This is a genomic window from Paenibacillus silvae (genome assembly GCF_014639235.1).
GTDB lineage: Bacteria > Bacillota > Bacilli > Paenibacillales > Paenibacillaceae > Paenibacillus > Paenibacillus silvae.
Genome location: NZ_BMFU01000001.1, coordinates 25,364 through 50,339 on the forward strand (window position 1 = coordinate 25,364; position 24,976 = coordinate 50,339).

At 42.4% G+C, this 24,976-nt stretch carries 28 protein-coding genes; 1 reads left to right on the forward strand and 27 read right to left on the reverse strand.

The genetic code is table 11. From position 1 onward, the window contains the following. Positions 1-2 precede the first annotated feature (2 nt). The 27 genes from IEW26_RS00145 to IEW26_RS00275 form a co-directional block, all read right to left on the reverse strand. Positions 3-743 carry a CpaB family protein gene (locus IEW26_RS00145; RefSeq protein WP_188590900.1) on the reverse strand — a complete coding sequence of 247 codons (741 nt, stop codon included), beginning with the start codon at positions 741-743 and terminating at the stop codon, positions 3-5. Between the two features lie 14 nt (positions 744-757). Then, complete coding sequence (locus IEW26_RS00150) at positions 758-1,183, reverse strand: hypothetical protein (RefSeq protein WP_188590901.1); 426 nt, start codon at positions 1,181-1,183, stop codon at positions 758-760. 15 nt (positions 1,184-1,198) lie between these two features. Next, on the reverse strand, positions 1,199-1,621 hold the full coding sequence (locus IEW26_RS00155) for a DUF4320 family protein (RefSeq protein ID WP_188590902.1): 423 nt from the start codon (positions 1,619-1,621) through the stop codon (positions 1,199-1,201). A 36-nt stretch (positions 1,622-1,657) separates the two neighbouring features. Continuing rightward, positions 1,658-1,918: a hypothetical protein gene (locus IEW26_RS00160; RefSeq protein ID WP_188590903.1), complete on the reverse strand. Its 261-nt coding sequence runs from the start codon at positions 1,916-1,918 to the stop codon at positions 1,658-1,660. A gap of 19 nt (positions 1,919-1,937) precedes the next feature. Then, a complete protein-coding gene (locus IEW26_RS00165; RefSeq protein WP_188590904.1) occupies positions 1,938-2,831 on the reverse strand; it encodes a type II secretion system F family protein in 894 nt (297 codons plus the stop codon). A gap of 14 nt (positions 2,832-2,845) precedes the next feature. Further along, a complete protein-coding gene (locus IEW26_RS00170) occupies positions 2,846-3,712 on the reverse strand; it encodes a type II secretion system F family protein (RefSeq protein WP_188590905.1) in 867 nt (288 codons plus the stop codon). Positions 3,713-3,716: 4 nt separating this feature from the next. Next, positions 3,717-5,063 carry an ATPase, T2SS/T4P/T4SS family gene (locus IEW26_RS00175; RefSeq protein ID WP_188590906.1) on the reverse strand — a complete coding sequence of 449 codons (1,347 nt, stop codon included), beginning with the start codon at positions 5,061-5,063 and terminating at the stop codon, positions 3,717-3,719. Then, positions 5,011-5,742 (reverse strand): hypothetical protein, encoded by a 732-nt coding sequence (locus IEW26_RS00180; RefSeq protein ID WP_188590907.1) that lies wholly within the window; start codon positions 5,740-5,742, stop codon positions 5,011-5,013. The genes IEW26_RS00175 and IEW26_RS00180 overlap by 53 nt, the downstream gene beginning before the upstream one ends. Positions 5,743-5,843: 101 nt before the next feature. Continuing rightward, positions 5,844-7,130, reverse strand: coding sequence for a hypothetical protein (locus IEW26_RS00185; RefSeq protein ID WP_188590908.1), 1,287 nt, complete (start codon positions 7,128-7,130; stop codon positions 5,844-5,846). Further along, on the reverse strand, positions 7,108-7,533 hold the full coding sequence (locus IEW26_RS00190) for a hypothetical protein (protein WP_188590909.1): 426 nt from the start codon (positions 7,531-7,533) through the stop codon (positions 7,108-7,110). The genes IEW26_RS00185 and IEW26_RS00190 overlap by 23 nt, the downstream gene beginning before the upstream one ends. 148 nt (positions 7,534-7,681) lie before the next feature. Next, a complete protein-coding gene (locus tag IEW26_RS30155; RefSeq protein ID WP_229729590.1) occupies positions 7,682-9,391 on the reverse strand; it encodes a M23 family metallopeptidase in 1,710 nt (569 codons plus the stop codon). Positions 9,392-9,409: 18 nt separating this feature from the next. After that, positions 9,410-11,599: a hypothetical protein gene (locus IEW26_RS00200; protein WP_188590910.1), complete on the reverse strand. Its 2,190-nt coding sequence runs from the start codon at positions 11,597-11,599 to the stop codon at positions 9,410-9,412. Between the two features lies 1 nt (position 11,600). Then, the gene (locus tag IEW26_RS00205) at positions 11,601-13,586 is read right to left on the reverse strand and encodes a VirB4 family type IV secretion system protein (RefSeq protein ID WP_229729591.1); all 1,986 of its coding nucleotides are present in this window, start codon (positions 13,584-13,586) and stop codon (positions 11,601-11,603) included. Positions 13,587-13,602: 16 nt separating this feature from the next. Continuing rightward, positions 13,603-14,409: a hypothetical protein gene (locus tag IEW26_RS00210; protein ID WP_188590911.1), complete on the reverse strand. Its 807-nt coding sequence runs from the start codon at positions 14,407-14,409 to the stop codon at positions 13,603-13,605. A 340-nt stretch (positions 14,410-14,749) separates the two neighbouring features. Further along, the gene (locus IEW26_RS00215) at positions 14,750-15,151 is read right to left on the reverse strand and encodes a hypothetical protein (RefSeq protein ID WP_188590912.1); all 402 of its coding nucleotides are present in this window, start codon (positions 15,149-15,151) and stop codon (positions 14,750-14,752) included. A gap of 179 nt (positions 15,152-15,330) precedes the next feature. Continuing rightward, complete coding sequence (locus IEW26_RS00220) at positions 15,331-15,789, reverse strand: metal-dependent hydrolase (protein WP_188590913.1); 459 nt, start codon at positions 15,787-15,789, stop codon at positions 15,331-15,333. Then, complete coding sequence (locus IEW26_RS00225; RefSeq protein WP_188590914.1) at positions 15,786-16,328, reverse strand: HD-GYP domain-containing protein; 543 nt, start codon at positions 16,326-16,328, stop codon at positions 15,786-15,788. Before IEW26_RS00225 ends, IEW26_RS00220 begins: the two co-directional genes overlap by 4 nt. Then, complete coding sequence (locus IEW26_RS00230) at positions 16,325-16,831, reverse strand: hypothetical protein (RefSeq protein WP_188590915.1); 507 nt, start codon at positions 16,829-16,831, stop codon at positions 16,325-16,327. The genes IEW26_RS00225 and IEW26_RS00230 overlap by 4 nt, the downstream gene beginning before the upstream one ends. A 9-nt stretch (positions 16,832-16,840) precedes the next feature. Beyond that, complete coding sequence (locus tag IEW26_RS00235) at positions 16,841-17,152, reverse strand: stage V sporulation protein S (protein ID WP_188590916.1); 312 nt, start codon at positions 17,150-17,152, stop codon at positions 16,841-16,843. Between the two features lie 640 nt (positions 17,153-17,792). After that, a complete protein-coding gene (locus IEW26_RS00240) occupies positions 17,793-18,146 on the reverse strand; it encodes a DUF5348 domain-containing protein (RefSeq protein ID WP_188590917.1) in 354 nt (117 codons plus the stop codon). A gap of 204 nt (positions 18,147-18,350) precedes the next feature. Next, on the reverse strand, positions 18,351-18,788 hold the full coding sequence (locus IEW26_RS00245; protein WP_188590918.1) for a DUF2538 family protein: 438 nt from the start codon (positions 18,786-18,788) through the stop codon (positions 18,351-18,353). A 373-nt stretch (positions 18,789-19,161) separates the two neighbouring features. Continuing rightward, entirely contained in the window at positions 19,162-19,365 is a 204-nt protein-coding gene (locus IEW26_RS00250) for a hypothetical protein (RefSeq protein WP_110896851.1), read from the reverse strand. 229 nt (positions 19,366-19,594) lie between these two features. Then, the gene (locus IEW26_RS00255) at positions 19,595-20,248 is read right to left on the reverse strand and encodes a hypothetical protein (RefSeq protein ID WP_229729592.1); all 654 of its coding nucleotides are present in this window, start codon (positions 20,246-20,248) and stop codon (positions 19,595-19,597) included. A gap of 304 nt (positions 20,249-20,552) precedes the next feature. After that, positions 20,553-22,796, reverse strand: a complete 2,244-nt coding sequence (gene recD2 / locus IEW26_RS00260; protein WP_188590920.1) for an SF1B family DNA helicase RecD2 — start codon at positions 22,794-22,796, stop codon at positions 20,553-20,555. After that, positions 22,796-23,611: a transcription termination/antitermination NusG family protein gene (locus tag IEW26_RS00265; protein ID WP_188590921.1), complete on the reverse strand. Its 816-nt coding sequence runs from the start codon at positions 23,609-23,611 to the stop codon at positions 22,796-22,798. Before IEW26_RS00265 ends, recD2 begins: the two co-directional genes overlap by 1 nt. Positions 23,612-23,643: 32 nt before the next feature. Next, positions 23,644-23,913 carry a group-specific protein gene (locus IEW26_RS00270; RefSeq protein WP_188590922.1) on the reverse strand — a complete coding sequence of 90 codons (270 nt, stop codon included), beginning with the start codon at positions 23,911-23,913 and terminating at the stop codon, positions 23,644-23,646. Then, complete coding sequence (locus tag IEW26_RS00275; RefSeq protein ID WP_188590923.1) at positions 23,906-24,121, reverse strand: helix-turn-helix domain-containing protein; 216 nt, start codon at positions 24,119-24,121, stop codon at positions 23,906-23,908. The genes IEW26_RS00270 and IEW26_RS00275 overlap by 8 nt, the downstream gene beginning before the upstream one ends. Positions 24,122-24,349: 228 nt before the next feature. Between IEW26_RS00275 and IEW26_RS00280 the strand changes: the two genes are divergently transcribed. Further along, the gene (locus IEW26_RS00280) at positions 24,350-24,763 is read left to right on the forward strand and encodes a helix-turn-helix domain-containing protein (protein WP_188590924.1); all 414 of its coding nucleotides are present in this window, start codon (positions 24,350-24,352) and stop codon (positions 24,761-24,763) included. The last annotated feature ends 213 nt before the right edge of the window (positions 24,764-24,976 follow it).

Genomic DNA, 24,976 nt, shown 5'->3' on the forward strand with positions numbered 1-24,976 from the left:
TGTCATTCGACAGAACCTTTATCATCCGTTTTATTTATCATGTTGCTATCCAGCGCTACTCCAGTCGGTGTAAAATACACTTTCCCTTCTTCCTGATAACGAATAAGGGCTGCTGCAACTTTAGAGTCGGTAGTTTCTACTACAGCAATGGATGGAATTGGATTTTGGTTTCCTGTTCCTTCTCTTTGTGGCTCGTAACCATTTTGATTTTGTCGTTCTTTAATGAGAAGCCCCTTCAGAAGAGGATCATCTGCTGGAGTAATTAGACGTGCAGGCTCCCGATCTGCACCTTCGATGTAAACATAAGCATCCGCTACCGTTCCTGGCTTGATCATGTCACCCGCACTCTTTACTTGGTCGGTCTGAACCCCCACAAACATCGCTCCATCCTTCAATTCCAGACTTTCACCATATTTGCTATCCTTGGCTGGGACGAGAAGGGATTTCGATACCGGCACTCCAGCCGGGATACCAACATCTGCCGTTACCCATGCCTCTCCTTTCAATTCTGTCAGATCTCGAATCGCATCATCTGGAATCTCGCTTTGCACTACCTTACGCTGAATAAACATCCCTTCAATCAAGCTATAGGGAAGCAAGTTCTCTTTTGCCACATAAATAAGCTCCGTTGTTGTTTGACGTTTGACAATATTGCTTTGAATAACTACGGCTGTTCCGGCCAATATCAAAGCAACGGCCACTATAAAAATTCGGCGTGTTGCCTTATTCCACAGTTTTTTCAATGACTCCCACTCTCCTATTTAAATTCACCTAAATATGGCGTATGACGTGTAATCGTCAATGGAAACGAGTCTAGTCCAAAAATCTTCCCTGCAATTAGTTGTACCTTGGTATCAAATTGAGCTTCGATTCTTGGGATTACTCCTAAGTACGTCACAGTGGCCTTTAATACACTATCCGAAAAATGCTTATTCATCAGATTTGCATTCAGCCTCAAATTGTCTTTGAGAATATTGTGTACCGCTCCAACTGCTACATTTTCGTTCAGTTCTAAACGTCCCCGCTGATTCTCGATTTCCTGTGTGCTGGCTATGATTGCTCCGTCCAGTGCTTGTTCCACTGCCTTTTCAATCTTTAAATGAGCGTTGTACACCACAAGAAAATCAGTCAGAAAAAATAAAGCAAAGGCGCCGAATAAAATCAGCGCCAAATTGCGGAACATAGGCCATCCCTTCCTTCATCGGAAAAATGTATGGGCCAAGCCATTCGCTTGCACACGTATAGGAAGCTTTACCGTCTTCCCTAATGGCTTCAACCCGATACACTCATACACCATACTTGCTTCCACAGTAACCGGGTCCCCCCGATCTACACGCTTAGGTGTAGCTGTTAAGGTTACTTTAGCTGGATCAATTCCGGTCTTCTGGAGCAAACGATCAAATTGTTCACGATTCACAGTATCAAATCCATTTTCAGCTTTGATGACCTCAAGTAATTCATTGCTGGCAATGGTCAGCTTTTGTTGCTGTGAGATATAACCATATACATCAATACCAAGATAGAGAAAGACAGAGGCCACCATCACGAAAAACATGAGTGGAATGGAACTAACAGCTCCTCGTGTATTTCGAAGCGGTGCTAACCATATCTTGAATTTCAAACTCTCCCCTCCTTCTATAGCTTCGCGTATGAAGTATTAAGACAGGTTATCTAATTTGCCTGTGATGGATTGGAAGAACGTAGGCAACCAGCCCTTGATAAGACCCCACACAAGCACAATGGCAAGCACACACAGTAACGCATAGCCTAAAATTTCAACGATAGAAGCCCCTTGCTGATTTTGCAACGGACGCAGCAAACGAAGCCCAATAACCTCGATCCGATAAGCTACCTTTGATTCCATACCATGTCTCCAAACAGCTACTTTTTTCACCATATTGTTCATGAACTTTTTCATTGTCTTGACCTCCGAATAGTTATAAATTTTGGATTTCTGAAAAGATATCAATAAATGCGATAATAACTGCAGCAAATGCATGAACCGCTACGAGAACGTACAACAACTTAATCTTTTGAGGCTGGCTACGTGTAACTTCTTTCAGTGCTGCCAACCGTAATTTTCGAAGATCACCTTTGATGCTGTCAAAATACTTCTTCGCATCACCGTATCCATTGTTTACTCCGATCTTGACGGCAGCTGCGAAGTCCCTCATCACGGGTACATCCGTTTCAGCCGCAAATAAGTCGATGGCATCTGTAAGCTTCATAATGCGAATATTTGCATTCAAACGAGAGAGGATCTTCTTCATCCGAGGGCCGCTTGTATCTTCTAAACGATGGATTGTTGTCATAAACGATTTTCCTGTTTCCAGAGCGATCATCATTTTGCCTATAAGCTGGGGTAAGTCCCTTGTGATCTCCTCTTGTCTTCGCTTGTAAGCTTTAGTGATTTCACCCAGTTGAGTCACGAAAAACACAAGCGTTGCTAACGGGATCGCTAAAAATAATGCAGGCATTTGAAGTAAAAAAGGCAGCACTAAAAAAGGAAGACTTCCGGCAAGTGATTTCATCACTTTGTCAGCAAGCTCTTCCTCAAAGGTGTTTTCCTTTCCTAGTAAGTTGTACATACGCCGAAGTTTCCCGTTAAACACTGGAAGTCGTGCATTCATAAGTCTTGGCATTAATCGGTTTGCAAAAAACTGAGTCACCGGGTCCATCTTCAATTGACGCAATTCTTTGTTGTTCTTCTGTAACACCGCTGCCTGGTTTGCATAGCGCTTCTCCAGATCAAAGCCAGGCAACCAGCTCTTCATCATAAACCCAGTCAAAAGTAACACAGATATAAACAACAACATACTGGATACAATCAAAGAGCATCCCTCCTTTAAATTTTATCGAGATTGAGTGACAGATAATCGTCACCCTTCCCTATCGCATAAAGCGTAGCTGCCGCGAAAGAAACAATGTAAATTTGACCATGCAAAGTATTTAGAAATACGTTGGCGTTTCCGTTGTTCATCATACTCATCATCACGGGCATCATCCACGACATGCCTATAACCATAAAGAGCTGTCTCCGTTTGCTTTTCGCTTCAAGCTCCAGTTCTTGAATCTGTGTGATATCCTCCCCGATCTCTTCGACCGTTTCTTTCAGGCTATCCAGCGACTGAGCATGAAATCCTTCCATTTGGGCCAATTTCAACTTGTCTAAAAAGTCCTCCATTTTTCGGATTCGGAACTCACCAACCATTTCATTAAAAACCCGATCAACAGGTAGCCCGACACGAAGTTGATTAGATGCTTTTTCAAACACGGGCTTCGTCACCCCATCCATTTCAAGCACTGCATTCTCCAATGCCTTCTGCACATTTGGGAAGTCGGTGAGTTTGCTGATAAAAAGGCGCAAATTAGAAGGAAGATCGAACAAAACGTTTTGTCTGATCTTCCGTTTCACCTTGAGTACAATGGTTCTCGGTACTGTAAAACACAAAACTGTGCCTAAAGCGATGAAGAAGTAATTGCCTGTAAATAGGGCAACTACCCCAATCAAAGCGATAGAGATTAGCACCAGAAAACTGAACTCCCGAAAGGTAAGAGACCACCCCACGGTTTCGGCCTCTTTCCGTATGCGCTCGTAACCGAGTACCTTGGATAGTGAAAAACTCTTACTTTGGTTTGTTTTGGGAATAACTAGGACCAAAGTAATCAAAGCAAGGACAAAAAAGTAAACAAAGCTCATCCATAGTGGCATTCTCTCACTCCTCCCCGCACCAGCGAGATATGACATCCATAGGAGCACCTTCAGCAATGAGTTTTCGTCTGAGCTTCGTAAGCTTACCCGATTGACTAAAACGACGATGAACAGGATCATATTGGAAAATCGGGTGAATCACGGGCTTCTCTCCTTCAAAGCGGATTAATTCGCCAATTTCAAATACAACCCGTTTACCTGTCTCTGCTTCATACTTCTGATAAACAATCAAATCGAACGACATTACGATCTGAGATGCAGTCATTGGATTGTTACCAGAAAGTTGTAAGAACCGTACCGCAGCTTCCTCCGTTCCATTCGCGTGAATGGTGAGATGTACAATATGCCCAGTATTGGCTGCTACCAGTGCTTGGCTGGCTGCATGTTCATCCCGAACTTCCCCGATCAAAATGACATCTGGATTCTGGCGTAAGCTTGTCTTCACCAGCTTTGGGATCAGATAAGCCTTTCGTTCGTCCTCATGCTCTTTAACAATGACACTCGCAATGTTGGGATAGTCCTGATAGGTCGTTTTCGATTTCAGCAACATTTCCTCCGAATCTTCAATACAAAAAAATCGGGTCAGTCGATCATAATATTGCGGTAGTCGAATAAGCTGGGTTGTTTTACCGCTATTCGTTCCTCCTGCAATGATAACTTTGGCTCCATACGGCAAAATATCTTCAAGGAATTGTGCCATCATATCCGACATGTTTCCATAGGCAATGCAATCCGCATCTGAAAAAACGTCTGGAGGAAATTTACGAATGGAGATAATCGGGCTATGGGTACTTACGCCACCCCGGGTTACATCCATAATGACGTTAATCCGAAAGCCACGATAATTCGCATCAATGACTGGCTCATTCGCAGTGAGTGTTTTACCAATCGGCATGAGCATTTTATCAATAGTCTGATAAATATGGTCATTATCCCGGAAACGAATTTCTGTCATATGAACAGGAAAACCGTTTTGTTCAACAATGACCTCCGCGGGTCCGTTAATCTCAATACTACTAATGGCTGGATCATCCAGCGCGGGTTGTAGCACACCCATTTCCGTAATTTCTGTACGAATGTAGTCAATAACGTCTCCAATATCCATCGTAAACTTTAAATCCCGTTGATCTCGGATGTAGTCTGAGATCTGATATCTAACCCGATTTCTCGCCTGTTCATCAATAATTGCTCGTACAAATTCATCGTTGTAATTGGTGATAAGGTATTGTTGAGTTCGTTCCAACAACGTTTTCAGGGTTTCATCATCACCTTTACTACGAGCGCTTGATGCTTTGATTTCAGGTCGTTGGTACTGCACGTACTCTGCCGGATTGATTACTCCGATTACCATGATCTTCCTCCCTCCATGCTAACAGCAGTTGTTCAGGTCGATGAAGAATGGTTTCCTCGTTAAAGTCACTGTTCTTCGACTCACTGAACAATTGAATGCTCTGCACCGCATAATCTTGACGTAATGCTTTAAACGCAGCATATGCCCGAATCAATTCAACAGGCTCATTCATGTTTAATACCACATGATTCGCTTCTCGTAATGCAAAGAAGCTCATCGGATGAATTAACTGTCCCTGCAACACAACAAAGATATAGTGATACCCTGACAAATGAACTTTCAAATATGCTGGCAATTCGCTCAACGTCTTGTCCTGCTGAAGCTTAATCAAGGTAGGACTATCCACTTTGCTTTTCGGCTGAACCAGTAATCCATCAAACCCCTCAAAATGTTGTAGGTAATCATGAACCCCTGCTAACATTCCCCGATCATAGTCGATTAAGAGCTGGTCCACTGTCTGTCCGTGTTTCAATTCCGAAATGCCCAAGCGATACGCCACTCGTGGTAAACCAAGACATGGAAGCTCCACGACAACAGCAGTCTCATCCTGTTTATTCACCAGACTCAGAAGACGCTGGAGCAGCAAGGTCGGATCACTTCCTGCCGGATTCCACAGCGCAACCATTATGCCTTTAGCCGGATTCGCCAATCCTTTCTCTTTCTTCTTTCCAAATAACACCGATATCTCTCCTTTCTGTATCATGATCAAAGAGGCACACAACTTCCCCCTCAATCTTTAGACAAAAAAAGCCCCTGCTCAGGAAAGAGCAGAGGCTTCGGTTAATGAACAAACCAACGTTTTCTTTTTTCCTTCGGACGTTCCAACCAGTGGGCCAATCCACCTGCAGAGGTAAAAGGATTGGCTTGTAACGGATTTAAGATAGAAGTCACCGCTGGGAACATTTCTCTAAACTCCTTAATCATATTCTCGTCCGCAAAGTTAATTACCAATGATGCTTTCCGCATGAGCATCGTAAGTTGACTTGAGTTTCGGACAATAAAATGCAAATCCCACGGTGCTGCCGAGAGGGTCATATACTGGAAAGGAGCGCGTAGAAACTCTTGCGCTGCCGAGTTTAGTTCAAGTCTGTTTTCCAATTCATCAACCATTACCCCTAAATCAAGTACAATGGCTTCGTACTCTAGCGTATAGATTTCGGCTACATCCATTGGGCTTCGATTCGGGAAAAAGTCGATACCCTGATGATGAAATTGTAAGCCATCAAAGTCGGTTGCAAAACAAACGATATCCGAGGTTTTCGGTTTACTACGATATTCAATAAATGCCGTTTTGATTCCTTGACTGGCGATTTCGTAAGCGATTTGAATTGCTGTATGTGTGTTGCCACTCCGACTTGCCAAACCACCTACAGCGACGATATAGGGCTGAGGAATATGTAGCGCAGGGGTTTGTTCGGGTTGATGCTCAGTTCGTTCAAGCATTGCTCCCTGAACCTCCAACGTTCCAGATGATGCTTCCAATTCCTCTTTTCCCTGTTCTTCGGCTAGTCGTTCTTCCTCTGATGTTGGAGTCGTTTCAACTGTGGACCCAGACCTTCGATCAGCACGTTTAAATCCTTTCGTCCAATCTGCCAAAATGGTCTGTATCTTTCCTTTATTTTTTTCTAACGAGAAACCCACTTTATATTCTGCCTTTTTTCCAGCAATGGTTGCGTGAAACTGCGGGACATCTGCTAATGTCTTCTTTGTCTGTATCCAATACTGCACGTCTTCCAAACGAAATTGTTCCGCTAGGTATACATCATATATTCCATACATCCCCAAACTTCGCTGCCAATCGAGATCCGTCTCTGGTAAAACCACAATCACTCGCATGTCGGGTATGCGCATACGCACTTCTTTGAGCCAACCGACACTTTCTTGTTTGCGTAGTACTCCAAGACTTCCATCCACAATAGCCACATCTGCTTCAATCTGTTTAGCATTTGCCGCAATAGCAAACTGCTCCAGTGTCACATCAGTTCCTGAAACCGAGTAACCTTGAGTATGCAGAGCCTGTACAAGAGGCGTTAAGATGGAAGGCTCAAACACCAGATGTAGCTTCACCCTTAGCTCCCCCTTCAAAGAACCATGAAATGATTGCTAAAACAACATCTATGATTTGAGGCCAATAATTTAAAATGAGGAAACCTAGGATAGCAACGAATAGAAAAATAAAGGCCCAAGTTAACAACTTCTTGAAAATCATGCCTCCGAATAAAAGAAGGAAAAATACAACCAGTGCTACCGAAATGTATAGCTTGCTCCCTGAACGAACCATTCCGAATAACTCGGTCCCTTTTTGCTCCATGCGGCTGCCTACTTCATCAGGGCTAAATGTTTGGGAACCTTTCTTTATTTCTTGAGTCACCGAGGATGTCTCACTTGATCCAGCATACATGATATGTTGTGGAATCATCACCAAACCTAATATAAGAATGAAAAACAAAATCTGTATTTTTGTTTGCATTGCTGACCTCCTCTGCTTTCAGGCAAAACAAAAACAACCCTCCATGAGAGAGTTGTTTTTGTTGGTGTTTATTTACATATTTTATCGCAAAGCTTCGCCATTTGTTCGAGCTATTTGAAATTGATATTACCGGGATAGTCCTTATTTGTCAATCTCTTAATTCCGATAACATCTGATAAAAGTTAGATACATTCCCAACCCAATCGCCACCTTCAGCATATACACCACTTGGATTCACCGGGTCACTTAACCAGGCAATTGAGTTCACTGTAGCCGGTTTGCCTTTAGATAATTTCACAATCGTTTTGGCTGCAATTTCAGCGGCTTCTTTCGTTGTAAGTGTGGACCCTTTGCCCTCTTTCCAACTCCCGAATACATTCCATGGATTTTTAACAATTTGATTGGCATACTTGTTCGTTTTTGGTACAAATCCCTGCTCCGCGCCAGTAATAGCAATAAGCAGATAGGGATCAACTCCCTGTGCTTTAGCCGCATCATCAATCATGGTTAAAATCTCTTTTGTAGCCAACATTGAATTTCGTTTGCTTAACCATTCCAACATGACAGAAATATTAAGCGGACGATAGGTTAAAATATCTGCTGTTACGGTGTAACCAAAATAAAGAAGCGGATTCACCGTGTTCCCGTTCACACGTACTTCAAAATGGAGATGTGGTCCTGTGGAACCACCCGTATTCCCTGACTCCGCAATTTCTTCACCAGCTTGCACCTCTTGTCCGGCTTCGACTTTAATTTTGCTCAAGTGGTAGTATCTCGTTTCCATATCCTCATGTTGAATCATAATGGCATTCCCTGCTTTGCCCATATAATCTGCAAAAATAACTTTACCTGCTTTTGCAGCATAAACAGGCGTGCCGATAGGCACACCCACATCTACACCCGCATGGAGTGTCTTCTTCCCCGTAATCGGGTGAATTCGATAACCAAATGACGATGTGATCCGATCACCCTTGGTGGGCCAAATTAAATCTCCTGAAAGGGGTGTCCACCCTTCGTTCAAACCGCTGCCCTCACCATCATAATCTGAGAGATAGGATAGCCAGTATTCTAAAAGAAAATCCTGATCTTCGAACCGTTTAGCACCATGGGCGATTAAAATCTCTCGTAAAGGCTCCCAATCCTCCTTGTGCATTGGCTTGATCTGCTGTAACTTGTCCTGCGTCACCTTCGTTGTCAGCGTACCGCAGGGGGAAGATACTGTCTCCGTCAATGTCTCCGAAGTATACGTATAGTTGTACTCATTTTGAATCGTTCTTGCCTGCTGCAACAAGCGTACAGGCTGCCACTCCGTCACTGTTGACTTCGCATATTCAACCTCACCCTCCTTCCCTTCTTTCTGCACACAGACTTCTTTAACAGTAATGATCTCAGCGTCATTCCATTTAAACTTGGGGCGCACTTCTTCAAAGGTTTCTTCGGGTTTCAATACGACTTCTTTCGCATAATCGTCCAAAATGGTGTTCAAAAAAGAAGGATCGTTCAATGAACGATCCACTTGCGCCAGCCACTCCCAATTGAAGGTATAGGGCTCCACTTGAAATTCTTCTTCGGCGGTTAAACCTTCACGCCAGCGTTCAGCCAGACGCTGATACGTTTCAAAAATCTGTTGATCTTCTTCTTCCTTCGTTCCATAAAAGAATCCAGCCACCTGATCTTTGGCATGTTCATATGTCTCCATAATCGCTTGTTTCGGCATTTCAAATATAATGAAATATCCTAACATCAGAACCAAAACAAAACCAACGATGGTCAGGACATATGGCGCAAGCACCTTTAACAATGCAAGGCCAGCTTTTCTTCCTGCTCGTTTGAGCGCCTGCTTCATCCATTGATCCATGTGTTTCTCCCCTCCGCATCACACATGATAGTTGTAATGCCTTCCACCCGGTTTAGGAGAGTGTGGCTGCTGATTAGGGTTTGATGCGGATGAAGGAACTTGGCTGTTACTGGCTGAAGAATGTTCTCCCTTTGAAGCAACTCTATGACCATTCGTTGTTTCTCCTGTAATCGCAACGTTACCATCTGAAGATGTAACATTTCCTTTGATAGTCCCTCCGCTAATCTTGATCCCTTGATTCACATGGTTAGCTGAACTTTTGGTAGAAGAGAATCTGCTTTGAGGTTCATTATTTATTGAAGTGACACCCCCTTGAATATTGCCTCCGTTAATCTGAATCCCGCGATTAACAACACTTGTATTCATTGAATTTCGATTGGAACTAGCCTGCATACTTTCTTCTGTGCGAGAATCTTGTGATTTTTCCATATAAGGTCTGGTGTACATCACATTACTTGCAGTAACAGGCGATTTTCCAACTGAAGCTGTCTGGCTGTCTTCTGAGAATGTAGATTTAAAAGGTTGCTCCGTCTGTTTTGGAATCGTTCTTTTCATCGTGGGTTGTTCCTGATAAATCCCTACGCCTGCGCTAGAACTTGAACCCCCTTCCCCGGAGGACGGCGACATCCGATTTGTTTCTTCCAATACCTCCTGATCTCCCGTTCGTTCAGGGTATAAGCGCTCTTGAATCCCAGCATAGACTTCTCTTCCGAGATGAACCGCACCCCTGCCTACTCGTTTGGCTCCAACTCCTGCATAAGCCATCCCTTTACCAGCTACCCCACCAATAAAGCCACCTGCGAGTGCACCTTCAACGGGTCTGCCCGCCATCAATCCTACCGATGTTCCTAAAGCCATTCCAACCCCCTTTGTGCCTTGATTCAATGCAAAGCCAGCTACACTTTTCCCAGCTTTAGACGCTTTATTTTTCCAGTTCGGCACAGGAGAAATTGCCTTAGAAGAAGATGCACTCGCTGCCGACCCTACCGAACCAAGAGATACATTGTCACCTTCTACTGTATCCGTTAACCCAGCTCCGTTTCCTGTCCCTCCCTCCTGACGATCTTTCATCTTGCTTCCTTTCCCATAGCCAGTACTTTTGCCAGAGAGCATCCGACTCATCGCAAATATCGTACCTAGACCAAGCGCCCTCCCCATTCTGGAATCTGGCTGCTCCACGCCCATTACACGTTGGACTAAATTCTGGATGGAAGAAAAGCCAAATAAATAGGCGACAATGACCCAATTCGAAACACCATCACTACTAAAATAAAGCAGCAAAAAAAATAGCCCTAACGCAAGAGCGTGGGCACAAGGTAAGATCATATTATTGACAAATTGATCCCACCATGTTTGTAAGGCGTTACGGTATTTCGGGAAAATGGTTAGTACACAGCAAATCACGAAGGTTGATATCAACACCATTAAGTTAATCAATCGCATGGTGTAGTCATAGTTTAATTTTGCAGTCATGAGTGCTGCCAAGAGTACGAGTATGGCAACCACAAATCCACGGTAACTGACCATATTTTCATATCCTGCTGAGCCTGTGCCCCACACCGTATTCAAAAACAACCCTGGATTTAATCCTGCATCTACCATAGTCGCCCATATCAAATCCGTAACGAATTGCACAATATCCGCAACGAATTTCCAAATATAGAAACCAAATCGGAAAGATAATAAACCAACTATAAATGCTGTCGCATAATCCTTTCCTTTGGATCTTCCCTCACTACTAAAAGCCCCATGCCATAGTAACAAAAAAGCAATTAGTATCAGAGCCAACATAACAGGATAAGGCATGAAATGCTCAAAAACAGTATACAGTGCATTAATTGCATTCATCATGCCTTCTGTAAATACACCCAAGTATAACCCTGACCGCGTATCCGTGTTTGTGTTTCCTCCTTGCAGAAACCCATCGTCCGTCGGGGCCGGATTTTTTCCGAACACAAGTAATGTTACGTCTTGCATATCGAAGGATTTAATTAAAAAATTTGCAAAACTGATGATACCATCTGATACGGTTCTTTCAAGCAAACCGGGTTTATTATCTTCGTCTTCATAATACGTATTCACTTGTTTACCAATGATACCTGTATCTACTGGCTTCTCGTCCTGTTTTGCTTTTTCAGCATACACAGGAGCGGCAAAAGCTTGCACAAAAAAAAGAACTAAAAAAAATAAGACAGCAATTCGGCGCATATTAGCTCACCTCATTATTGACTAGCTCTTTAATATATCGTTTCCGCTCAGCGTACAGTGGATCATTCGGATCAGTGGTAAATAACATTTCTTCAAACGGAGAAGCGTCAACATGCACAATCGCTGACTGATTATCCACTTTCACCAACATATCTCCTTTACGGGCTTGGTAAACCAGAAAATCAGCTTCCCCTTCCGTTAAGGCCAGCTTATCCCGTACTGCCTCAATATCGAGTGCCTCCTGAATGCCGATGATTTTGATCGGGCTATTCTTAATCGCTGCCATGCCTGCCTGAGAACGCGTAAACACTTCCAGCCCTTGTGTAACAGGTACGATTCCTGTATTGGTAGCACGTCCTTCACGAAAGACACTTTCTGCCCATACCGCGCCAAAGTCCTCATCCAGAAAAATGTTCTGACATTCTTCGATGACCAACAACTTCTGAATGTCTGGAAGCTTTTTGGCCCAACATTCCATCATCCAGCGTTCTGCCACAAATAGCCCAATGGGACGCATGATCTCAGGATCAAGTCGATTTATCCCAAAACCAAAGATAGGTGCATTCTTCAGTTCAATCGTAGACTGTCCATCAAAAATTGCATACGAACTCATCTCACCTTCACGGGTAAAGGGCTGTAGCAATTCACTAGCTTTCCGAATGGCCTCGCTTTTATGCGTACTCATTTTCTGATATAGTCCAACCAACACAGGCATTACCTTTTTGACTTTACCTGTTTTAAACACGCCTTCTTGCGCCACGGGATTGATGTATAGACTTTCAGGAGAGGTCGTAATACCACATTCCGAATACTGCTGTCGAATTGCACGTCCAATATAGACTTTTACCTCTCCAGTAAGCGCAGCACGATCATAAACAGAAATCATTTTAAATGCTAATGCCTGTACCGCATTTGCCGCTTCTTCGATATCCACGTACCGTGTTCCGTCTGCCAGTTTTGTCATATCCACATCATAGGGATTGATCCGATGTTTGGAGTGTTCATGAAATTCAATATATGGGCATCCCATTGCGCGAAGAAAGTCTCCATGTTCACCCTTCCAATCAATAATGCCAATTTGTCTGCCGATATGAGCAGAACGATGAATAATTAACATCGTGACAAACGTCTTCCCTGCACCTGAACGACCAATAACGCACATGTTATAATTTGCGAGTTCGGGATGCCAGTTGTCTAACCATAGAGGGCGACCTCTTCTGTTCTTACCCAAAATAATGCCTGATCGGTGATTTAAACTGCCACCGCCAAAAGGAAAGAGATCGGCCAAATTTGAACTTTCAAGAGACAAAACATGTTCTTTGGAAATCGTATCTTCAGATGCTGTAGGAATCAGTGATTTCAACGCTGAGAGCTGTTGTCCATCAGAAGCACGGAGATAAATGGACTTCCCTGCAAAACGCTGTACAAGCGAACGACACAATTTCATCAGCTCTTTCCATTCAGGAGCGCTCACAGTGACTTGCACGCATACACGGAAGCTTCTCTCCACATTTAAACGGATACGCTTTTGTTGTTCTTTTAAGTCCGCAATTTCATCACGCATCGCATCAATTTTGCGGACATCTTTTTCATCCGATAAATCCGATAGTAAGCCCGCAATCCGTCTTCCGATTTCATTAAGTTCCTGATCATTTGAAGTGGGCTGAACATGAATGGCCAAGTCCACATCTCCTTGCCCATAATCCCCACGGATCAAGGAATCCAACATGCCCGACCAAGTATTCCCCGAAGAAATTTCAGCATAAAAACTACGGAAGTATCTTGCTGGCGTAATCGTTGTTCCGATCTCTACAGCATAATCGTCGATCTTAACCTGATTTGCAGTGATATCCCCCGGAACGGTTTCACGAACAAAAGAAGGTGCTGCGAAGTCAGTCCCACTTGCTTTCCCCGAATCAAGTAGAGGTTGCTCACGTTTAGCTCCTCCCTTCCCGTGTCTTTTCTTCCATATCGTTTTAAACTTCACAATTTCACCTTCTACCCTATACTAAATTGCTCTCTGACTGGATTTCATTCACAGTCAGCGAATGCTTCATACGATTAAAGCTATCCATCTGTAACGCATCAATCATACGCGCTTGTGGAGCCAGCTCACGTTGTAAGGTTTGATAGGTGTAATTCCACACTCCAGCCTTATCCAACCGCTGATACCTCATGCCCACCTGCTCACAGAACCCGTACAACATGCCTTCCGCTTCTTCAAGCATCTGCAAGGCTAAATCGGATCGTTCTTCCGCTGATAAGCGCTCTTTTCGGGGCGCAGCCTTGTCCAATAATCCATTTAGTTTACTTGAACCAACCTGAACACTTGCGCCTGATGTCATTGAATTGTATTCAAAAATAATGTAACCATGATGATTTCGAATGGATTGCTGATTCAGACTATCCATTAAATAATCGCTAACCATCTCACCTGATTTTTTTAATAACGAATACTCTTCAGGGAGTTCCTGAATAGATTGCTGATAGTCATCCATATAGTCTTTCATTTCGAATAACTGAGATTGAGTAATCAATTTATAAGGCAGTGAAATCGTATTGATCAGACTAAGAAAATTGATCCACACCGTTTTATTCTCTTCCACAGAAGCATGATCCAAATTAATCGGCTCCACTTCAACCACAAGGCGATATTGGTTTTGACTTTGGGCAAGCCCTTCCCATTCCACATTGGATGCTGCTCCAATCATCTCTTGCACAGTCAGCGGACGATTAAATGTCCTTTTGCTTCGAATCCAGAACCAGTAGATTGCCACTAGCGCCAGCACAACGACAAATAGACCTGCCATTTTACGAGCCACCTTTCTTGTATAAAAATGTTCTTTGTCGCAGATGCAACCGTATCGAGAAAAAATAATATTTCCATACCGGGAGATTCGTCCCGGTATGTTTAGCATAGCAAAGGTACATGCAGATCAAGAAGGGGATAGCGTAGTGTATCCTGGAATACAACCAATCGGTTCCAATGCGGGGAATGACTTTGGACATCTGCACCGATAAGTACCCACCTACGCTCCACCAAACTGCTTGGCTAAAACTTAGCCCTATGCCAAACAGCGTAATAAACTTTTCTTTGATTCTGCTTTTATACGGTATCGGATGGTATTGCCCCCACACGTTCTCACCTCATTACATTTTGCTGAGATCAATCCCAAGGAATTTAAAGATCATGCCGAGAATGGATTCTGTCCAAAATGACAAAATCAAAAACAGAACGAAAAACATAATCCTCCCCTTGGTTTCCCGTAAGGTTTCTGGTGAAAAACCGGCTCTCAAGTAACAAATAGCCAGCCATAAACCAAAAACGATTGTGATTGTCACAAAAATACGTCGAGCCATATCGACCCCGGCTGTTGTTGAATCATCAACCTTCTTTTCCAGCTCCGTTGTAGCAGTACCGCCACTTCCCTGACTTGCCTTAATCTTTTCCTTAATGGTCTGGGCATGAGCAACATCCCCAGTTTGCGTTACACTGAGCAGCCCCAACACGCAAACCATAATCATCACAATAACCTTCCACGTTTTGAGCAATGTGGGTCCTCCTCATTTCAAAAATCCAGTTCTTTTGTCTTTCCTAAAAATACTTACTGACCATGCAATTCGATGTTTTTCACTTATCCATCCTGCAAACATTTCTACATCCCTCCTTTCTTTTGTTCCTCATAAAAATGAAAAAAGCCCCTACCTATTCCGGCAGAGGCAATATACATTCAAAAAAGATTCAGAAAATACGTATAACCGTCTAGCACCATCCAGACGCCCCAAAGAGCGATGGCGGCCGTTTCAACAAACACAGGTGGAATACCAAATAAGGGTACACCTACTTTCCATGGGATCGGCCAGAGGAAAGCGATGTATCCTGTAAATAGATCAAGGATTAAATGTGAAACGTAACCAATAAGGAATGCTATCGTCAGTTCGGGGAAAGTTCCTTCAAGTAGTAGCCATAACCCGAATCCCATAATAAGCGAATGAGTCACAGTCCTCTTTCCAGGTATTTTTTCTAAAAGACTTGGCAGCACAGGAACAAACCTTCCTAATAGACTATTAGGGCGGTCTATATCTGGCAGTAAGGCAGAAAAGGCAACCATAGCAAGCTGAGATGGAGAATGGACACCAAATATGACGGCAGCACTCAACCCTCCTATAAGATGTGAAACGCCATTCATACCAAAGCACCTTCTTGTATCATTTGCAAGAACACTTCGGTCAGGTAAGGATCAAAAGCCTTCCCCTTTTGATTGTTGATGTATGCCAAGGCCTCATCTATGGGCCATGCTGACTTGTATGACCTTTTCGAAGTGAGCGCATCGTAGGTATCGCATATGCTCACGATCCGGCCATAGAGTGGAATTTCCTCACCTTTCAAACGGTTCGGATAACCAGTTCCATCCCAGCGTTCATGATGAGTTCCTACAATAACCTTAGCAGCATCCATTTCTTCACTGGTTTGAACTGAAAGAATAGAAAGGCCATATTCGACATGCCGCTTCATGATTTCAAATTCGTGTTCAGTGAGCTGAATTCCCGACTCCAAAATGGATGCTGGTATCGAAATCTTCCCAATATCATGATAATGTGCACCGTAACCGATCCGTTCAACATCTTGCTCACTGAGATTCAAACTACGTGCGAGATCCATCGAAAGCAAGCTCACACGTTTAGCATGTTCCGGGTCTAACATATCCAGTACGTTCTTCAAAATCACATGCCCACCTCCTTCAAAATCCGTTTTAATTCATCCTGAATCCACTTGGCGGTCTCACCGCCGGAATCCAAAACTTTTTGTAACGATAACAAAACTCGCTCTGCCTTTTTCCGTTCCTCCTGCTCTTCCTGTTGGACAAGTTGTTTGGCTCCTTCCTGCTCCAAAATGAGCTTCCTCAGTTCTCGTGTACTCATGGCCTCATCACTAGCTTTAATCAATATTTCAGACGGTGAGCTTGAATGACTGGCTACACGGTGGTGATACCAGCTTAGAGAAGGAATACGTGACGTTGCCGTAGGAAACGTGCGATACACATGAACCAGTTCCCTGATCTGAGCAGGACTCACACCGATTTGTGACGATAGGAACTTTTGTTTGGCTCCTGCAGTCAGCATAGCATCCAAAAGCTGACCTTTAATAAACCGTGTTTCCTGTTCTTGCTCATCCACCTGAATATACGCTTGCAATAATTCCTCAATCTTCGGCTCAGTGACCTCTGACATGGGAATAACCTAACCGACAGATTCCACAATCAACTTCATTGCAGTACGTTCCTGTCCATCAATCAAAATATCGAAAAAGCTTGGTGCACAAATCAAGCTCTGCCCGTTCGGAGCAACTAAACCTCGCGCTACGGCTATAGCTTTCACAGCTTGATTAACAGCCCCTGCTCCTATTACATGCATTTCAACCGTGCGGTCTTTAGTATTCACACTGGAAGCAATGGCCCCTGCCAAAAAACTAACTTTTGATTTTGCAGACACCTTCAAAATTTTGCTCTCGGAAATTACTTTCTTTCCTTGAGATACATGGACAATAGACATATACGTTCCTCCTCAATATCAAATAGTTTGGACTATGAGACTGCAACGAGATTTTCCCCGCGGTTCCTAAAGCCCTCACTATTTAAAAGAGAAAAGCCCCTGCCTAGAATAAAATATCCAGGCAGAGGCTTCGAAAAAATATATGAAATTTGAAACATGAGAATACTCTAAAAAATAAAAATAACCCCATTTCAGGAGTCAGTGCAGTTCATCTGTGCTTGTTTCAATTATATACCATAAATCAATATATGACAAGAACATTTGTTCTTTATTTGGATTTAAATATTAACATATAGGTTATTTGTCACATGTATACGGAGTCTAAATTACTATAACTTTTGCTGTATACCAATTCATAATGTTGACATTCATCAATGTCATTGGTACCAGCATATCTGCTTCTATAGCGATATTGTAGTGCAGAAACGTCTGCAACCTCACATCAGCTAACTCGTATTTCTCACCTGTGAGTTTACTGTATTCTTTAGTCGCAGTGGTAACAAACTCTTCTTCACTGTTAAACTCATCGTATCTCCCATAAACGTTCTCATATTCATCAGACCACAAAAAGCTTTTTTCAATCTATTTCACTCCCTTGAATTGATTTCTGTCCACAGTTTGTGTTTTTCTATTTACTGACCTACTTTACTCGAACAAGCAACCCTTGTAACCTAAGTTCAGGGTAATTGACAATATAATAATCATTACCATTATGTTCAAAACGACTAGATACCCAACGTGGAAACTCACACTGATCGTTCAAAAACTCGATTCCCGATCCAGACGAAAACTCAATTCCTCCTAATGAATAACGCCCATTATTTCCTTTCAAAAGTCGTCCTACGATTATAGGCTCTTTAAATACTTTTTTGAGCAACCTTCCGGCATCATCAAGTAAATTAGCAATCTGATAGAACATATGACGAACATACTGATCATCCGGGTCGTTCTGGTTATAATCTGCTGTCCCGTTCTCCTCAGACTCTTGAACCATGCTTACGACTTGCTGGATACAAGGAAGCAGTGCTTTAAGTTCCTTTTCAATGTGCTCCTTCTTGTACTTCGCTCCTTTCCCTTATTTCAATCACCATCATTCTAAGTTCATCATCCGTATATTGGGCTGAGAGATGAGGAGATAGCGTACTACTTTCACACAAAGCTATGTTACTGCCTTGCCATGACTGTATACTCTTTGATGTCATATCAATCTCAGTTGCTCTTGCTGATCCGAATACTGCACCTTTGAACTTTTTCGTCGTAACTGAATCGCCTGTACCGCTACTTCATAAAGTTCCTCATCCCACACATCAATTGCATGAGAAAGATCAAACCTACGCCAAGTCCACAGACTTAGTGCTAGATCAATCAACGCTACCATGGGCTCATTTAAGGAATAAATACTGCCTATAGTCTTCCCTTGATCACACCGTTTCTGAAATGTTTCAGGATCATCCAGATATTTGTAATACCAATCAAAAGGACTTTCCTGCTGTATTTCCAGCTTGAAGCACTTAAATATCTCAGGGTGAGCAGCAATATAGCACATAGCCTGATAATCAGGACTACTCTTTGCCAAATTAAATTTTTGTACAAGTTTTTGAAAGTTTGTTTGATGCTCAGTATCTACAAAATGCATTTCAACGCTCCCCCTTCATTTATTTTTCATTCCTCATACTATAGAAAGCCAAAGCCCCTACCTGATTTATCAAGGCAGAGGCTTTCGGAACTCAAGTATTTATCGTTCTTACATTCCCTATATCTTAACCCTTTCAAGCACATCCACAGGCAATTCAAATGAACGTTAGATTCTGACTTACGCCGAGCAAAGGGGCTGACGGAATAGGGGATTGGCAGCTTCATGTTGAGATGATGCCCTAGTCTCCGTTCCGCTCCAGTCTCTGACCTTTCTCCCCAATTCCTTCAGCCCCATTCACCAATAGTAACAACATCCACTTCCGGCGTTTCCTAACTGATTAGCTTGCGCACGCGCATACCCTAAAAGCATATTCTTACTCTTCCTCTTGGACTTCTTCCCAATGATAGCTCACATTCTGCTGAACCCAGTTCTGTATAGCTGTATCTAATGGCAATGCAGATTGCCCAGCTGCAGTTTCATTCCAAGAAATCTGTAAATCAACTTCGTGAATATCCTCATCATCCATATCCGGTTCACCAAATCTGAAATAGATGCGTACATTTTTGGTCATCTCCATGTTTGATCCCCTCTGTTTCTACTCAGTATTCGAAGCAGACAAACGATTAAGCACACCAACGTCTTCGTAATTTATATAGATTAAGAAGAACGACCACCGAGCAAAACACCATAAACCCTTGACCCATAACGTTTTTTAGCCGTTTTTGGGTGTCACCTTTTCGTGACACAGGTGTCCCTTTTTGGTGACACCCCCTGCTCACACAACACCTAGGAATTCTCAAACCGTTTTATTTTTTATTCCACTTCTTTTGCAATTCCAAGTACGTCTTTCGCCTAACCAATTTCCCATACTTATTATGAGGTTCAACAACTGCTTTGATTGGCAGCTTGATCCCGGCCCTCTCCAAAATATTGAAGTGAATCATAAGCTGGGTGATCCCGCTCTCTAACTTATTTTTGTCTCCACAACAAAGGATTTCCGGGTTCAAGAAAAAAGGCCGCCGGGTAACATGGCGACCGTGGATTTTCAGTTCATGCGTGTTCGCAAACTCGTAGATAATCCCTTTTTCAATTAATGCAGAGATCATCTCACTTGTCTTTTGCCGACTACGTTTCAAGAATGTGGCGATTTCGGATACCGAGCAATATTGCCCCGTTTGAGGGTCTACAATTGCATTTACACCTATCTTCAGCATAGGAGCAAGTGTGAAGATAAAACTAAACTCAGCGCTGGTCAGATACTGTGCCTGACACAAATACGATATATTCATATCAATGGTTTGAGAAAACCTAGTCTGGTTTGAAGGCTTTTGTTTTTTTCGGACAATCATAAATCCTTGTTCGTTGGCCTTGGCTTCTTCCATATTTACAGTACTTAGGTCAATTTCTAACCGTCTCTTGGCCTCTAATTCAGCCTTTTGAATAGTCTGCTTTAATTTCATAACTTTCTCCATAGTTTAACCTCGCTCTGATCCCTAAAGCATATTGTAATGATGAACGGATTCGGTATGTCCATTTGCTTCTGGATTGTAAAAGAAGGTCTTATACCTCGCTTCAAGCTTATTCGCAATTGAACTCGCTAAGCTGTACTCAGCAAAAATCATAGCATCACGTTTCGAACGTGATATATTCAGTTGCGTGTCAACGAGGTAATACACCGTTTGAGTCCGTTGGATTTTTAGCACTACAACGTAAAAAGACACCTCCTGTCTCATAGGTGTTCGCTGCGTAGGAAGAAACGGCGGTCTAGGATAAGTTAACATGTTTCTTCACTCCTTGATCAGGCTGATAGATGCGTAAGCTATGCTCAATTCGTTCCTTTAGTCCCGTATTTCGCTGTACCAGCTTATTATTATTTATGGCCATATGTAGTGCCTTTCGGGTTCCAATCATGGCACATACCCTCTCTGCTCTCGTCAGTCCTGTATAAATCAAATTCCGAGCCAGCATCACGTAATGACTGCTTGAAACAGGCATAATGACCACAGGAGCTTGTCCACCTTGAGCCTTGTGAATTGTTATGGCATAAGCCAAAAGCAGGTCTTTGAGTTCAAGCCGGCTATAGACAATGGTTTTGCCTTGAAACTGGCAAGCGAGTCCGATTTCATCCGTTTCCTCACCCTCTTCATCTTCCACAAATGCAGTGCCCACGACCACACCAATATCCCCATTTAACACCTTCTTCTTATAATCATTGCGAATCTGAATGACCTTATCTCCTTGGCGATAAACGCGTCCCACGGCTGTCAATTCGGCTTTGTCCTCTGCTGGAGGATTTACGGCTGCTTGTAGCGCATTGTTTAACTCTTCTGTGCCTATAATGCCTTTTTTCATGGGAGAAAGCACAAGAATGTCCTCCAGCTTGTACCCCTTATCTACAAAACGAAGTACACTAAGCACGACGAGGTGGGCAATCCGTTTCGGATCAGATTGTTCAATGAAGAAAAAATCATCTTTACTCCTATCCATAACGATCTGCTCACCACGATTAATTCGGTGGGCATTCATAATAATTTGGCTTTCACGCGCCTGACGGAATATTTCAGTTAGCCGAACATGCGGAATGCCAGCAGAAATCAGATCATGAAGTACATTTCCCGGCCCTACAGACGGAAGCTGATCGCTATCTCCAATGAGTACCACTTTCGTGTTTGGTCCGATGGCCTGAAACAAGTGATACGCAAGCTGCAGATCCTTCATAGACACTTCATCCGTAAAAATTAAATCAAATGGCAATGGCATCTCATCACCGTACTCAGGCTCAGCCCCAGGACGGAATCCAAGCATCATATGAATGGTTGAAGAATCCATACCTGTCAATTCCCCCAGCTTGCGAGCTGCACGTCCTGTAGGCGCACATAACCCAATTGCTGAGTCAGGGTAGTGCCTGCGGTAGATATCTATCATTGCCTTAACGACAGTCGTTTTCCCAGTGCCTGGATTGCCTGTTATAATGACAAGTTGTTGTTTAAAAAGTTCTCTGATGGCTTCACGTTGCTTCTCAGCAAGGACAATTCCATGTTGAAGTTGATATTCTCGAATCATCTGATCCAAAAAAGGCATAGCTCCGCCGCCCCGGTTTGCCATGCAAGCCAGTTTATAAGCAAGTTTCTTTTCATAGACAAACAGATGCTTCGGATACACTTTGTCTTCTTCCCAAATAATTTGTTCGTGAGCAGACATCAGTTGTAGTTCAGTCAGAATATCCTGCTCTGGAACACCGTTCAAAAGCTCTCTTGTGCGATTCATCAACTCATCTTTACGTACAAAACAATGCCCTCCACCATAGCACATATCGTTAAGAACATATTGTAACGCCGCATTCAGACGATATGGCGAATCTGCACTGACGCCAATTGCCATAGCAATCTCGTCTGCTTTGAGAAACCCAATCAAACGGAACTCGGTGAGTTTATACGGATTACGACGTACAATATCTACACACTCAGCCCCCCATTGTTTATACATTTTGGTGACCGTATCGGCAGAAATGCCATAGGGGAGCAGGGCCATCATGATTTGCTGAATTTCAAAATTTCCCTTAATACTATCTGCAATCTTAACCGCATTTTTAGGGCCAATTCCTTTGATCCCCGTCAAACAGGTAACACCCTCATTCATTATCCGTTCCAATGTCTGCTCACCAAGCTTCTGTACAATCAGCTCAGCCTTTTTCTTCCCGCAGCCTTTCACAAATTTAGAACTGAGGAACGATACAATTTGATCTTTTGTTTCAGGTAATGGCCGTTCCCAATGGCTGACTAAAAATTGCTTACCATGTTTGGAGTGTGTCTCCCACGTACCATGTACTCTGATTCGCTCATTTTTGTGCATACCAAATAGTGAACCTTTTATAGTAAAAGCCCCATTACTGTCTTCTGGCAACCACTGAGCAATACCAAAATCATTTTCCTCCGTCAGATTTCCATCACGTGGATAGCGATAATACACGATATGCCCTGTACTTGACTCTAAAGCATGATTCTCCATTAGCTTATGCCTATCTTCTGACGTACATATTTCACGAGTAATTTAATTACGTTGTTAGGAGATGATTTGCATTCGGAAATGTTACAAGATATAATTTTTTCCAATAGTGTTTTGGGAAAACATATCCTTTCTTTGCCGTTTTTCATCATTACCTTTATTGATGCGATGATTCCTTTTTCAGATGATCCCTTAGCTGATTTTTGAATTTGTCTCAATGCTATAGCTGTTGCACCCACAGGCTCTTCGTATGATTTTCCAATCATGCCTTCCAGCTCTTTCTCGGCTGACTCCAGAACTTTGTCTGCTTCTACTCGTTCTTCGACGGTCTTCGCTGTATTCACCTGATGTAGCGCATTTTGCACTACGCCTTCTACTTCACTGACCTGAGTAGCTTCCGTTTCTACAACAGATGATTCATCAGTAGAATCGATAACTTCAACTTGCTCTTCTGGTTCCAGCCCAAGCATTTGTTGAAACTCATCGGCACTGATAACTTGCCCTGAATTTGTGAATTGCTTTAATACTCCGGGAATACTCTTGATGAGATGCCATACATCTGCTGGAATGGCTGCTGACTGGTTATGTTGATCCACATCATAATTCATTTCCAAAAAGATGTATCCAGGCATGATTGCACGTTCTCTTACTTTCCCAAGTCCACCTTTACTTAAAACACGAACCGTAGACTCAGTGACATTATGTATGGCTTTGACCCATTTCTGTGCATTTTCACACTTAGAGAAAGCCCACTCCATCAGCTTTTTAACATTGTTTTCTTTGCCAGTCATAACTTGAATTGCAAATGCAGCTCCCATAAGAGTACCTCCCTAAATTTATTCAAAATGTTTTATTGCTCTTTTAGCCATTGCTCAAGAAAACTACGAGTTTCCTTGGCAGGAAACAACCATTTACCACCTACTTTGTGTTTAGGAAATCTTGAGTCAAAAAAGAACAACGCTTGAATGCTGTTCCAACTTAGGCAAGTACGACGCATTAGTTGTTTTGAATCCCAAAATATTAATTCGTTATCAACTTCTTTTATTAAATCAGCAATCTTTTCATGGCATATTTTTTTTACTTCATCTTCATCAAGGTTGATGGATATAAGATTACTCATTTTCCACCTCTTTACTTTTTCTAGGCATTAGTTTGATTTCTATGTTTAATGCCCTGCAAGTTTTGGATAAAGTTGTTTCATTCCATCGACGGATTCCTTTGAGCAAATTATGCATATATTGAGGAGAACACCCGACTAAACTAGCTAATTCTGATGGATTTATTCCCTTCTCATTAATGAGTGGTTTAATCTGTTCGGAAATATTCATTTGTCTCACCTCTGACATAAAGATTAATCTATTTGATTAATTTTATCAAACTAAAAATTAACCAAATAGATTCAAAACCACTTAAATTATCAAATTAATCATATAGATTAATTGTTTTACTCTTTATTTCGCTCATTTGCTCGTAATTAATCCATTTGATGTTTGATGCTTAATCTATTTGTTGATATGATTAATTAATCAATTAGTTTAAAGGAGCGTTTATTCATTATGTCGAGTTATCCTAATAGGATAAGAGAGATCAGAAAATCTCAACATAAGAGCGGAGTTGAAGTAGCTCAGTATTTGAGAATTTCTCCTCAATTTTTTTATAATCTTGAAACTGGAAAACGTACATTGACCTCTGATGTCGCTTCTAAACTAGCTGGCTACTTCAATGTGAGTGTAGATTATTTGTTAGGTCGTCAAAATGATGATAAGAACAATAACATGCGAAATAAATCTTTCCCTGAATGGGCAACTAAAGAAGATATAGCTGATTTCAGAAAAATGCTTGAGGATGAGCAGCCTGTTTTATTTGATGGGATTCCTATAGAGGGTGAGAAACGCCAACGTGTTATAGATATACTGTCGGGTTTGTTTTGGGAAGAGAAATTAAAAAAAGATGGGAAAAAGAAAGATTAGCGAGGTTTTAAACCAGTGTAAAAAAACTTCCTTCTCTCAAAGACTTCATTAGGGGGATTGAATAATTAGCATGGTGGGTAAATTTGTATGTAAACATTGAGGTATGTTAATCTAATGGTTATGTGTCGAGAGATCAAAGCATATACACATTAAGGTTGCTATTTTAGCGGCTTTTTTATTGGTACAAATTCTTGTCCCTAATTTAGGTTAAGA